This window comes from Diplocloster hominis (assembly GCF_032380655.1).
Lineage (GTDB): Bacteria > Bacillota > Clostridia > Lachnospirales > Lachnospiraceae > Diplocloster > Diplocloster hominis.
Window position 1 is genome coordinate 47,300 of record NZ_JAWDIY010000023.1, and the last position, 12,816, is coordinate 60,115.

At 49.5% G+C, this 12,816-nt stretch carries 12 protein-coding genes; 6 read left to right on the top strand and 6 right to left on the bottom strand.

What is annotated here, in order from left to right; translation table 11 throughout:
• Nucleotide 1: 1 nt before the first annotated feature.
• Entirely contained in the window at nucleotides 2-556 is a 555-nt protein-coding gene (locus tag ABC831_RS18765; protein WP_343249607.1) for a chromate transporter, read from the bottom strand.
• Nucleotides 553-1,128, bottom strand: a complete 576-nt coding sequence (locus ABC831_RS18770) for a chromate transporter (RefSeq protein WP_343249608.1) — start codon at nucleotides 1,126-1,128, stop codon at nucleotides 553-555. Before ABC831_RS18770 ends, ABC831_RS18765 begins: the two co-directional genes overlap by 4 nt.
• Before the next feature lie 379 nt (nucleotides 1,129-1,507).
• Here ABC831_RS18770 and ABC831_RS18775 point away from each other — a divergent pair, with 379 nt between their 5' ends.
• From ABC831_RS18775 to ABC831_RS18785, 3 genes are all read left to right on the top strand, one after another.
• Nucleotides 1,508-2,392 carry a LysR family transcriptional regulator gene (locus tag ABC831_RS18775; RefSeq protein ID WP_343249609.1) on the top strand — a complete coding sequence of 295 codons (885 nt, stop codon included), beginning with the start codon at nucleotides 1,508-1,510 and terminating at the stop codon, nucleotides 2,390-2,392.
• Nucleotides 2,393-2,547: 155 nt separating this feature from the next.
• Nucleotides 2,548-4,344: a diguanylate cyclase domain-containing protein gene (locus ABC831_RS18780; protein ID WP_343249610.1), complete on the top strand. Its 1,797-nt coding sequence runs from the start codon at nucleotides 2,548-2,550 to the stop codon at nucleotides 4,342-4,344.
• 212 nt (nucleotides 4,345-4,556) lie between these two features.
• Nucleotides 4,557-5,891, top strand: a complete 1,335-nt coding sequence (locus tag ABC831_RS18785) for an MATE family efflux transporter (protein ID WP_343249611.1) — start codon at nucleotides 4,557-4,559, stop codon at nucleotides 5,889-5,891.
• Here ABC831_RS18785 and ABC831_RS18790 read toward each other — a convergent pair whose 3' ends face one another.
• The gene (locus tag ABC831_RS18790; protein ID WP_343249612.1) at nucleotides 5,892-7,130 is read right to left on the bottom strand and encodes an MFS transporter; all 1,239 of its coding nucleotides are present in this window, start codon (nucleotides 7,128-7,130) and stop codon (nucleotides 5,892-5,894) included.
• 137 nt (nucleotides 7,131-7,267) lie between these two features.
• Entirely contained in the window at nucleotides 7,268-7,906 is a 639-nt protein-coding gene (locus tag ABC831_RS18795; protein WP_343249613.1) for a TetR/AcrR family transcriptional regulator, read from the bottom strand.
• Between the two features lie 200 nt (nucleotides 7,907-8,106).
• Here ABC831_RS18795 and ABC831_RS18800 point away from each other — a divergent pair, with 200 nt between their 5' ends.
• Nucleotides 8,107-9,237, top strand: coding sequence for an aldo/keto reductase (locus ABC831_RS18800; protein WP_343249614.1), 1,131 nt, complete (start codon nucleotides 8,107-8,109; stop codon nucleotides 9,235-9,237).
• A 187-nt stretch (nucleotides 9,238-9,424) separates the two neighbouring features.
• On the opposite strand, the gene sdaAA is transcribed toward ABC831_RS18800, so the two are convergent.
• Both sdaAA and sdaAB read right to left on the bottom strand, forming a co-directional pair.
• Complete coding sequence (gene sdaAA, locus ABC831_RS18805; protein WP_343249615.1) at nucleotides 9,425-10,300, bottom strand: L-serine ammonia-lyase, iron-sulfur-dependent, subunit alpha; 876 nt, start codon at nucleotides 10,298-10,300, stop codon at nucleotides 9,425-9,427.
• Nucleotides 10,300-10,971 carry an L-serine ammonia-lyase, iron-sulfur-dependent subunit beta gene (gene sdaAB / locus ABC831_RS18810; protein WP_343249637.1) on the bottom strand — a complete coding sequence of 224 codons (672 nt, stop codon included), beginning with the start codon at nucleotides 10,969-10,971 and terminating at the stop codon, nucleotides 10,300-10,302. The genes sdaAA and sdaAB overlap by 1 nt, the downstream gene beginning before the upstream one ends.
• Nucleotides 10,972-11,166: 195 nt before the next feature.
• Between sdaAB and ABC831_RS18815 the strand changes: the two genes are divergently transcribed.
• Both ABC831_RS18815 and ABC831_RS18820 read left to right on the top strand, forming a co-directional pair.
• Nucleotides 11,167-11,424, top strand: coding sequence for a TfoX/Sxy family protein (locus ABC831_RS18815; protein WP_343249638.1), 258 nt, complete (start codon nucleotides 11,167-11,169; stop codon nucleotides 11,422-11,424).
• Between the two features lie 10 nt (nucleotides 11,425-11,434).
• The gene (locus ABC831_RS18820; protein ID WP_343249616.1) at nucleotides 11,435-12,808 is read left to right on the top strand and encodes an MATE family efflux transporter; all 1,374 of its coding nucleotides are present in this window, start codon (nucleotides 11,435-11,437) and stop codon (nucleotides 12,806-12,808) included.
• Nucleotides 12,809-12,816 lie beyond the last annotated feature (8 nt).

The window sequence follows — 12,816 nt, forward strand, 5'->3', positions numbered from 1 at the left end:
ATTAATATAGAAAGATCCCCGCCAGCCCACAGAGGGCCATTAGCAGAATCGGATGGATTTTCCATTTCCGCAGGGCAAAAAAGGAGAGGGCGAACAGTACTACCGCAGTCAGATTCAGAGGAAGGCCCAAAGCTTTGGTATCGCTTTGGAAGGCCAATGCCACGATGGTCAGCGCGCAGGAGGCGATCAGCCCCACGGAGGCTGACTTGAGTCCGCTCAGAACCGGTTGAATCCAGCTGGTTTGTTGATGTTTTTTGAAAAAACGGTATAAAAAAAGGGAGATAATATATCCGGAGATGATACAGCCGAAGGTGGCGGCCGCCGCACCTCCCAGGCCTGCGATGCGCATTCCTACAAAAGTGGAGGTATTCACGGCCAGTGGACCGGGGGTCATCTGGGAAATGGTGATGATATCTGTGAATTCCTGCATCGTGAGCCAGGCGTGCAGGTCGATGACCTGCTGGCGGATCAGCGGGATCGTGGCATAGCCGCCTCCAATGCTGAAAAAACCGATTTGCAGGAAGGAATAAAGTAAAGATAAGAGCTGTTCTGTCATAAAACCCGCCTCCTCAATTGTTCCCGGATCTTACACTCTGCCAGGCACAGCAGGGCGCTGCCAAGAATCAGGAGACAGACATTGATATGGAGAACGCTGCTGGCCAGAAAAGTGGCGGGAACCAGCAGGGTGAGTATAAGCCTGCGTTCCCGGAAGATGGTCCTGCACATATCGATGGTCATATCTACGATCAGAGCGGCGACACCGGCCTCCATACCCTTCAGAACCGCGGAGACCACGTGGCTGCTGCGGAACGCGTCGTAGCCAAATGATATAAGGGATATCAGCAGCAGGGGAGGCAGAACGGCTGCGATACAGCTGACAGCCGCCCCCAATCGGCCAAGCGTCCGGTAGCCGGCCAGGACCGAGAGGTTTACCGCTATGGCTCCGGGTGATGACTGGGCGATAGCAGCCATTTCAAGCAGTTCTTCTTCGGAGAAGAGCTGTTTTTTTTCTACAAAATATCTGCGGATCATGGGGATAACCACATATCCGCCGCCAAACGTAAAGGCGCTGATAAAAAAATTAATGCCGAACAGCCAGGGCAGGTTTTTGGGGATACAGGATTTCATAAGTGAATGTTCCTTTCTGAATTTTCCAGCAGAGGGAGGGGACTGGCACCTTTCGGCAGAAAAGCGAAATCTTCAAGTAACCACGTGGAGAAAGGAGCCTGTCCCCGGATGTTGACTCGAATCGTCCCACATCCAGGTGCTTTTTTCCGCACATTGACCGGCATCCGGGGACAGGCCCCTTTCTCCACGCAGCTGCTTGAGGATTCCACTTTCTTGCCGAAAGGTGCCGGTCTCCTCCCATAATGACCATGAATCGTAACGAGATCCGATAAAAAGTTCTGCCCTTTTAGTATAAGGGTTGATTATATATAAGTAAAATGATATTATTTTATATAATTCATAACTAATTAGTAATACAAATAGAGGAGGGAAAGAAAAGATGACGATCCGGCATCTGCGTATATTTCAGACCGTGTGCAGACAGGGGAGCATTACCAGGGCGGCGCAGGCTCTTTATATGACCCAGCCTGCGGTCTCTCATGCAATCAGTGAGTTGGAGCAGGAGGCGGGCTGCGAATTATTTGACCGGATCTCCAGGAAAATCTATCTGAATGAAACAGGTAAGCTGTTTTTGGAGAAAGTATCCCGCGTTCTGGAAATGTATGAGGAATTGGAAAATGGCGCCCGGATGTTAGAAGAACAGGCGGTCCTTCGGATTGGTTCCAATATTACCATTGGCTATCATTGGCTGCCGCTTATAATGGAAGAGTTCCGGACCGTCTGCCCTGACGTTCCGGTCCAGGTATCGGTAGCGCAGGCGAGAGAGATAACCGGACAGCTGTTAAATCATGAGATAGATCTGGCACTGATCGAGGGACCGATTGAGCAGGAGGCGCTGGTACGCATTCCCTTCTCTTCTTACCGCCTGATCCCCGTATGCGCACCTGTATGCGCGCTGGCGAAAAGAAAAGCGGAGCTGGCAGAATTCCTGGAGTATCCTTTGCTGTTAAGAGAACAGGGGAGTGCCATAAGGGATACCTTTGACAGCATGCTCAGACTTCATAACCTGACGGTAAAGCCGGCCTGGACCAGTGTGAACAGCCAGGTTCTGATCCAGGCGGTGGAACACAACCTGGGAGTCAGTGTTCTGCCGGATGTATTGGCGGAGTCGAAGATCCGCGGGGGGACTATGGTACAGGCAAATGTAAACAAATGGAGTCTTGCAAATACGAATCATCTCGTATATCATAAAGATAAGTTCCTGACTGCGCCCATGCAGTCATGGATACGAGTCGTTAAAAACATGAGTGAGTGTTCGGATTAAAATGTTACTATTATCCATAAAATGTCAATTTAATACATTCTGATCATTCACATTTCTAATGCTGAGAATATTGTATATAATATAAAATAGCAGCGCTCGTAAAAAAACCCGCCGACTATTTTCCATACATCGTACGCGCACACAGGAGGTAAGAAATGTCTCTGGAGCGGAACGCGCTTGACTTTATTAAACAAATGCAAACTTTATATTTTGAACGCAGAGATCACGAAAACGTCCTGAACATGATGACCGAAGAGACCAGCTGGATCGGCACCGGTGAAAATGAGGTGTGCAGGGGGCTTCTGGAAGCCAGACAGGCTTTCGCAAGGGAAAAACAGGAGTATTCCGGTACTTTTCACATATTGCGGTCAAACTATACGGCGGTGCCGTTAAACGAGAACGACTGTCTGGTATACGGAGAATTAAGCGCCAGGGCCAAAAGCCAGAATGTGGCGGATCTGCATCACCGGGTAAGCGCTGTCTGCAGGTGCACGCCGGAAGGTATGAAGCTCATACATCTTCATATTTCCGATCCGAATCTGGATCAGGAGCCGGACCGTTTTTTTGTATCGAAAAACAACCTGACCGACCGGCAGCATATGAAGGAACGGATGGAAAAGACAGCATACGAGTTACAAGTACGCAATGAGGAGCTGGAAGCGCTTACGGAGAATATACCCGGAGGTGTTCACAGATGCCGCAATGATGAATATCTTACCCTGTTATCTATGAGTAAGAACTTTCTTTCGATGCTGGGCTATACGAGGCAGGAGATCAAAGAAATTTTCCAGGACCGGTTTCTGAATCTGATCTATCCTGCTGATCAGGAAGAGACGAAAAAAAGCCTTAAACGTCAGTTGAGTATAGGGAATACAGTAGAAATAGAATACCGGATTACCTGTAAAAATGGGAAGATCCGCTGGATTCTGGACAGAGGAAGGCTGGCAAAAGCGGATGACGGTTCACAGACCTTTTACTGTACGATGATAGACATCACCCAGAGGAAGCAGGAGCAGGAGGCGCTGCGCCTGAGCCTGGAGCGGCATCAGGTGATCATGAACCAGGCGACGGATATCATATTTGAATGGGATATCCTTAAGGATACTCTGGATTTTTCTTCCAATTGGCAGAAAAAGTTCGGTTATCAGCCGATCAAAAACCGGATCAGCCGTGAAATTCCATTTTCTTCCAACATCCATGGCTCAGATATGCCGGCTTTTGTAAAAATCATGAAAGATACAGCCGCAGGTATCCCCTATTCCGAGACCGAATTCAGGATCAAAAATGTGAACGGAGTATACCGGTGGTGCCGGATTCGTGCTACGACCCAGTATGATGAGGAAGGCAGACCATTGAAAGCCGTGGGCGTGATCGCTGATATTGATCAGGAAAAGAAAAATACCATGAAGCTGCTGGAACGATCGCTGAAGGACAGCCTGACCGGACTGTTGAATAAGAAGGCGGCCGAGGAGTGGATTCTTCGGTGTATCAGGGAGCACAGGGTAGGAACCAGGCACGCTTTTATGATCCTGGATCTGGATAATTTCAAACAGATTAATGACCGATATGGACATTTTTTCGGTGACCGTGTGCTGTGTGAGGTTTCGGACCAGCTTAAAAAACTGTTCCGTTCCAGTGACATTTTGGGAAGGATCGGCGGAGATGAATTTCTGGTATTTATGGCAGATATCGACGACCGAAGAAGCGCGGCGGACAAGGCAGAGGCCATTCTGCTCAATATCAGGCAGATACATAGGCAGGAGAGAATCCCCAGACCGGTTACCTGCAGTATCGGAATCGCGGTGTATCCGGAGGATGCGCCGGACTACGACGGCTTGTTTCAATGTGCGGATCACGCGCTGTATGAGGCTAAGAACCAGGGAAAGAGCAAGTTTTCTTTCTGGGCTGCTGATCAGGAAGGGATTCGGATAAAAGATATCAGAAAAGAATAAATACCATATAGTAACATGGATCATACCATGATATAGTTAATAAATAGTGATATCGATAATAAATAATGATATAGAAAAAGCTTAGCTCTGTGCCGCCGGGTTCAGAGGATTACAAAAAGCGTCGGCTTTCCTGCCGTTAGGCCTTTGAAGGCAGGAAAGACCAGGGCGCTTTTTTATTTCACAGGAACATCAAATGTTAACAGGAGGATCATATGAAAATCAAAGAGAAATCAGATTCCCTTACCCGGGAATTCGGCAAATATGTAAGCTTGAATGTGTTAGGAATGCTGGGGTTATCCTGCTATATCCTGGCTGATACCTTTTTTATTTCCAGAGGTTTGGGTGCGGACGGACTAACGGCACTGAACCTGGCGATTCCGGTCTACAGCTTTTTAAACGGGGCGGGCCTGATGACCGGGGTGGGCGCAGCTACAAAATATTCGATTCACAAAGCCCAGAAGAAAGACGGGGCGGCCAATGCAACGTTTACCCACGCCTGTCTCCTATGGCTGATTCTGGGGACCCTGTTTGTGGTGGCAGGAGCAGGATTTTGCGGGCCGATTGCCGCTTTGATGGGCGGAGATGTAAATACTTATGAAATGACCAGAATATACCTGAAAACGATTTTAAGTTTTGCTCCCTTCTTTCTCATGAATAATATTCTCATTGCCTTTATCCGAAATGACGGCGCCCCCCGGCTGGCTATGAGTGCGATGCTGGCCGGCAGTTTATCTAATATCCTATTAGATTATATCTTTATATTTCCGCTTCAGATGGGGATGTTCGGCGCCGCATTTGCAACCGGACTGGCTCCGGTTATCAGTATAGGCATTCTGTCCGTACATCTGATCCGGCGCCGGAACGGATTTCATATCTGCCGCTGCCGCATTCGGGGCAGGAATCTGTGGAATATCTGCGCATTGGGTATGTCCGCACTGATTACAGAGGTTTCTTCCGGTGTCGTGATCATTGTATTTAACATAGTAATCCTGCAGCTGGAAGGAAATACCGGAGTGGCCGCATTTGGAGTCATCGCGAATCTGGCGTTGGTGGTCATAGCCATATTCACCGGGATTGCCCAGGGAATACAGCCGATCGTCAGCACAAACTACGGAATGGGGAATACCGGTGCCGCCAGGAAAATCCTGAGATTTGGGATAATGACGGCGCTGGGGTTCGCGGTCCTGATTTATCTGCTGACTTTTGGGTTCGCGGATGGATTGGTTATGGTTTTTAACCGGGACCATGATGTGCGGCTTGCGCAGCTGGCTTCGGCGGGATTAAAACTCTATTTCACCGCATTTTTGTTTGCGGGATTGAATATATTGACGGCGTCATACTTCAGTGCCACAGAGATGCCGAAACAGTCCTTCGCCATCTCGATCATCCGGGGATGCGTCGGTATCATCCCGCTGGTCTGCCTGCTGGCTCATTTCTTTGGCATGACCGGTGTCTGGATCTCTTACCCGGTCACAGAAGCGTTGACCGCGGTGCTTGCGGCCGGATTCCTGTGGTACGGGTGCCGCAGGCAGGTTCCGGGGAATTAATTAAGCATTTTTCAGGGTTCTGAATACTCTGGCGGATAAGATGGTGACAATGGCGGAGATCAGTACGGTGCCCAGAATGATCACCCAGGTCTGGTTTTTAAGCAGATCAAAGAGGAATCCATACATTCCCTGGCCGATTGGCTGCGCACACATGGAAAGTGTCATTGCAAAAGAAATTACTTTGCCGATCAGGTGGGGAGGGGTTACACTCTGCAGATAAGACAGCGTCTGTACGGTGAACATGGTGGCGCTGGCCATCAGCAAAAAGCTGCATACTGTGATGAGCAGATAAGTTACCATGACGGGAGCGCTTAAAAGTAAGGCAATTCCGACCGGTAGGGTGAATACGGTGGCGGCCAGCAGGAGCAGATGAGAGTTGGACACCTGAAGCTTTTTGGAGAGAATGCCGGTCAGGATACCCCCGCACAGGCCTCCAAAGGCCAGGGCGCCTTCCGCGTAACCGCACAGCTTTAAAGATAATCCCAGAGTCTGCGTAATCAGTACAGGAAATCCGACAATCAGCATGGAGGTCAGAAACAGGTTGAAGACAGCGACGATCACCATAACTTTTAAAATGGTCGGGTTATCTTTGCGGATGTAGGTAACACTCTCCCGGAAATCGGAGATCACCATGGTCAGCATACGAGTTTTGACGGGCTGCCGCTCAAAAGGAATATGGATAAAGATTTCCATAATCGCGGAACAGGTAAAGCAAACGATCCCCAGTAAAAGGATCGGCAAAAGCCCGAAGGAGCCCAGCAGGATCCCGCCGATGATCGGACCTAACAGTCCGGCCAGGGAGCTGACCTGATTGATGACCGCATTGGCGGAGAGCAGATGCACCGGATCTGCAAGAGCGGGCAGGCTGGCCTGGACCGCAGGCTGATAGGCGGCCTGGATTCCGCACAGCAGCATCATGGTGATTGTCATCAATACGACCAGATTCATCTGCGACATGGTCAGTGTGAAAATAAGGACCAGGGCAGCGGTAGTAAAATCCAAAATCACCATGATATTTCGTTTATTTACCCGGTCGGCGATGATGCCGCCGACCGGAGAGAGCACAATCATGGGGATCATGGACAAAGCCAGCACCGTACCGTAGACGGAAGAGGAACCGGTGATATTCAATAGATAGAGAGGAAGGGCGAATCGCAGGATTGCATTTCCAAATAAAGAGATAATCTGTCCGATTACCACCAGCGCAAAATCCCGGTGGAAAAGTCTGTTCTTGTTCAAGTGTAAATCCTCCTTTAAAATAGTTCAGATATAAGATTGCCAATAAAGATACCGACGTTTGGTATGTAAAAGAATAAAAGAATTTGCCCCGAAGGGCAATCCAATTTTTCTATGAAACTATGATTTAAAAAACCCCGCTATACGATATAATCGGTATAGACTAAAAGCAGATCCAGCATACGATCATCCAGCAGGGGAATACCCATAGTATCCGTCATCTCTTTCAGAAACTGAAATTTATGGCGGACGTTCTCTTTGGAATCACTGAAAACCATGGGATTCAGCCATAGATTCAGCAGAATCATCAGTGCCTGAGCCAGTTCATGGGGATGTTTTGACTGAATGGAACCATCGGCGATTCCTTCCAGGATAAAAGGTTCCAGCGCAGGTGCGATAATTTCTACCGAGTCATGAAGCTGCTCCGCCAGAAATTTTGGATTTTTTAATAAATTGGGGACGGCCTGAGCGAAAGCTGTCTGTTCTTTGGAATCCAGAGATTTCAATATCATGAGTTTTAATTTCTCAAGACCGTTTAAATCCTCACGGGATATGAGCTCTGTAATTAGTATCTCATGCGTAGTGCTTCTGGCGATGACAGCATTGATAATATCCTCTTTTGATTTAAAATGATGGTAAATAGCACCTTTGCTCAAATCGCCCAGTTCATCCACGATATCCTGAATAGTCGTCTGTTCGTAACCTTTTTCCATAAATAATTTGAAAGATACATCCAGGATCCGTTCAATGGTTTCCTCCGGATGTTTGTTTCTTGCCATGGACCCACTTCCTTTACATACATTCGTTTGGTATGTTTAGAGTAACACATGAAAGGAACGATGTCAAGCGGAAGAATCGGATGCCAGTCCCCTCCCAGTTGGCTTTGCTAAATATAAATTACATCAAAATATGCTTGACTTAGAGCGAAGTTTAAGTGCTATGATAATAAAAAGTTGCGAAGTGAATAGGAGAGGGACAAATGGAAAACAGATATTTTGAAAGCATCAAAGAGGAGATTTCGTTACTGGGATTTGGCTGTATGAGACTGCCGAGAATCTGTGAGGAGAAGCAGGAGATTGATGAGGAAAGGGCATTGGAGATGTTTGATTATGCTCATAAGCACGGGGTGAATTATTTTGATACGGCTTATCCTTATCATGAGGGGATGTCGGAACCTTTTGTGGGGAAAGCCTTGAAGAGATATCCCAGGGATAGTTTCCACCTGGCCAGCAAGATGCCGCCGTGGATGCTTCAGTCTGAGGCAGATGTGGAACGGATTTTTGAGGATCAGTTAGAACGCTGCCAGGTGGACTATTTTGATTTTTATCTTGTACATAATATTTGCGGGGAGCATCTGGAAATCATGGAGAAGTTTCATGTCTATGAGTTCCTGAAAAAGAAAAAGGAAGAGGGCAGGATCCGCCGCCTGGGATTTTCTTTCCACGACAAACCGGCATTGTTGAGACAGGTGACGGATAAATATGAATGGGATTTTGCTCAGATCCAGCTGAACTATCTGGACTGGGAACTGCAGGATGCGAAAACCCAGTATGAGATCCTCTATGCCCATAAGATTCCGGTGGTAGTGATGGAGCCGGTGCGGGGAGGAAGTCTGGCCGGTCTGTCTGAGCCGGCGGTGGAGGTTCTGAAAAAGGAAAATCCAAATGTGAGTACAGCGTCCTGGGCGATCCGGTTTGCGGCATCTCTGCCGGGGGTTATGACCGTGTTAAGCGGGATGTCGGACTTTGCACAGGTACAGGACAATGTAAAGACGATGACGGATTTTAAACCGCTTACACAAAGAGAGCGGGATGTACTTAGGGAGGCGCTGGATATTTACCGGTCATCCGGCACGATTCCCTGTACCGGCTGCAGATACTGTATGGATTGTCCGGCAGGAGTGGATATTCCGAAGGTCTTCGCTATTTATAATCAGTACCGGATCGATCATAATGAAATGTCCTTCCGCTCCACATATGGATATCTGGAGGAGGAAAAACAGGCGCAGCACTGTGTGAGATGCGGGAAGTGTATGGAGCATTGTCCCCAGCATATTCAGATTCCAGACATCATGGAAGAGATTCGCGATTTTGCAGCCAGCGGCAGCTGATGTAATTTTAGAAATATTTTAGAAATTTTCTAATTCTTTTATAATATAGACACACTTTAAACATATTTCACCTTTATAATAAAGATCAGATAGTTGATCACACACTCACTATCTCCCCCCTCATAAAAGTGTACAAAGGGATGTGTCTAAGACACATCCCTTTGTTGTGTTCCTGATTTTAATCAGGCTAATCCGGGTTTGCGTGAAGTTCCCTGGCTATGTCGCAGCCGGTTTTTGTGGCAGCCAGTCCGCCCTGCCCGGTTTCTCTGAGACAGGAGGGCAGAAGCGTACCGATATCGGCCATGGCGTCGATCACTTCATCTGCCGGAATGCGGCTTTCTATACCGGCCAAAGCCATCTGGGCAGCGGAAAAGGCATTTACAGCCCCTATGACATTCCTCTTGACGCAGGGGACTTCCACGAGTCCTGCCACCGGGTCGCAGACCAGGCCCAGCAGGTTTTTCAATGCCATCGCCATCGCATGGGCCGCCATTTCCGCGGTTCCTCCCTGCTGGATGACGAAAGCGGCCGCCGCCATAGCTGACGCGGTTCCCACCTCGGCCTGGCAGCCTCCTTCCGCTCCGGCGATCGTGGCGCGGGTGGCTACGACCTGTCCGAATCCGGCAGCCACGTACAGAGCCTCGGTGACTTGCTGGTCATCCGCCAGCTTCCGGCGGTACAGAGGAAGCAAAAGAGCAGGCAGCACGCCGCAGGAACCGGCTGTGGGCGCGGCTACGATCCGGCGCATACAGGCGTTGGATTCCCCCATTTGAAGGGCCTGGGCGATGATCTCCCCGATCAGGCCGTTGCTTAAGGAATCCTCTTTTTGGATATAAGCGGCCATTTTCGCGCCGTCTCCGCCGCTTAAACCACTTTTGGAGCGAAGCGCTCCGTCATAGGAATCTCCGGATTCCTTCATGCGCTTCCAGAGCAGCTGCATCTGTTTTAAGGAAGCTTCGATAGAGACTCCCCGGTCCCGGCAGTCATCTTCCAGGAAAATTTTCCACAGAGGAAGCTCTTTTTCCCGGCACGCGGCCAGCGCCGCTTCTATGGTTTCAAACATTACATGTCCTCCTCACTGGTATTCAGATAGGTTACTTTCAGCACCCCCTCCAGATGTTCTGCCCAGCGGATCGCAGTCTGGGGAATGGGCTGGTCCGTTTCCACCACCATGACCGCCCGGCCGCCTCTGCTGTCCCGGTATAGATGCAGGGTGGCGATATTGACGGATTTGTGAGCCAGCATGGATGTGATCTCGGCCACATGCCCGGGCTGGTCGATATGCTGTACGATCAGAGTGGGAGAATCCCCCGTAAAGTCTGTCTTGATTCCGTCCAGCTTCCGGATACTGATGCGGCCGCCTCCCAGGGAACAGCCCTCCACCTGGAGGAATTTGCCTGAGACACCGGATACCTTCAGCACTACCGTATTCGGATGGGCGTCTTTTAGGCGGATTTCCCGGATCGTCACAGGGATCCCGCGCTCCTTTGCAAGCTCCATACTGGTGGGAATCCGCATATCATCTGACTGCATTCCGAGGAGTCCGGCCACCAGCGCGCAGTCTGTTCCATGCCCCTTCCCGGTGGCGGCAAAGGAGCCGTGCAGAAACATTTCGATGGCAGCCGGCTCTTCTCCTAACAATTTTCGGGTAACGTAACCGATACGCACGGCCCCTGCCGTGTGGGAACTGGACGGTCCCACCATAACGGGACCTAGAATTTCGAACAGGTTCATATTTACCTCCGGTACCGCATCCATGACGGCCTTTCTCTAAAGTACATGTTTTCCATTCGGATCTTAAGTTATTCTACCATATGCGAAAGTCACCGTAAAGACCGGAAGCCCCGGAAAAGGGCATTGGACTTGTTATTTAAAGAAAGATCAGGTATGATAAAATACAGATATTTTGGTGATAAGGAGGGAATGGATGTGGGAGACTTAGGAAAATTACCGAATATAGGAAAAGTTGTGGAAGAACAGCTGGCTGAAGTGGGCATTACGACTCCGGAGCAGTTGAGGGAAGCGGGCAGTAAGCAGGCGTGGCTGAAAATATTGGAGATCGATGCTTCCGCTTGTTATAACAGGCTGTGCGCCCTGGAAGGGGCCATCGAGGGGATTCGCTGGCATCAGCTGACGCAGGAGAAAAAGGACGAGCTGCGGGAATTCTATAAATCTATAAAGAATTAATGGTGGGAATATGAAGAGGACAAATGATCTTGGCAACGACCCGATTATAAGGCTGGTGCTTCGGCTTGCTGTACCTACGATGCTGGCTCAGCTGGTGAGTGTGCTGTATAGTATTGTGGACAGAATCTACATAGGAGCGGGTGTGGGGGACCTGGGACTGGCCGGCGTGGGCGTATGCGGGCCCATCGTAACCTTCTTATCTTCGTTTGGTTCGCTGGTGGGGCTTGGGGGCTCCCCCAATATGGCCATGCGGATGGGAGCGGGGAAGAAAAAAGAGGCGGAACAGTTCATGTCCAGCGGTTTTTTGATGCTGGTTGTGATCTCGCTGGTGCTGACCGCAGCGCTCCTGCTGACAAAGGATTATCTTCTCATGTGGTTTGGAGCCAGTGAGGCGACCTTTTCCTATGCGGATACTTATCTGTCCATCTATGCGGCAGGGACCTTTTTTGCGCTGATGGCTGTTGGGATGAACAGCTTTCTGATCTGTCAGGGGTTTTCGGGGCTGGGAATGCTGACCGTAGTGCTTGGGGCAGTGTTAAATATTGCGCTGGATCCGCTGTTTATCTTTGTATTTCATATGGGAGTGGCCGGAGCGGCCATAGCGACGGTGATCTCTCAGTTCGCGTCCTGCGCTTTTGTCTTACTTGCGCTGCGTCGCAGATCGATGCCGGTGCGGCTGAACCTGAAGGGATTTTCCATGCGGTTTGCGAAGCGGATCATCCGTTTCGGCCTGTCCCCATTTTTGATTATCGCTTCCGACAGTATTCTGCTGATCCTGCTCAATACCATGATCCAAAAATACGCGGGGCCTGGAAAAGGGGATCTTTTAATTACCTGCGCCACAATTGTACAGAGTTATTTCCTGCTGATCTCCATGCCTATGGGTGGCATAACGCTGGGAAGCCAGCCGGTGGTGAGTTTTAATTACGGTTCCGGCGATATGGGCCGGATCAGGAAGGCGATCCGTGCGGTGACCGGGCTGTGCCTGATCTTCTGCCTGGTTATGACGGTCGTGACTTATACGCTGTCGCCCCTGTTCGTGCGGCTTTTTACTTCCAATGGGGAAGTGGTGTCCATGACCGTACATTACATTAAGATATTTACATTTATGATTCTGCCGCTGGCAGTCCAGTATGCATTGGTGGATGAGACCACTGCGCTGGGATACGTACAGCTGGCATTATTTTGTTCCATGTTCCGGAAATGTTCCTTTTTGCTTTTGGTGGTGTTTCTTCCAATGTTCTTCGGCGCGGAAGCAGTCTTTTTTTCAGAACCGATCGTGGATCTGGCGGCCGCTGTGATGACGGGATGCCTGTTTGCCCATTTTGTTCCGCCGATGCTGCGCAAAAGGGAACAGGAAAAAGAGTTTGAAAATGGAAAGTAAGGTTAAAG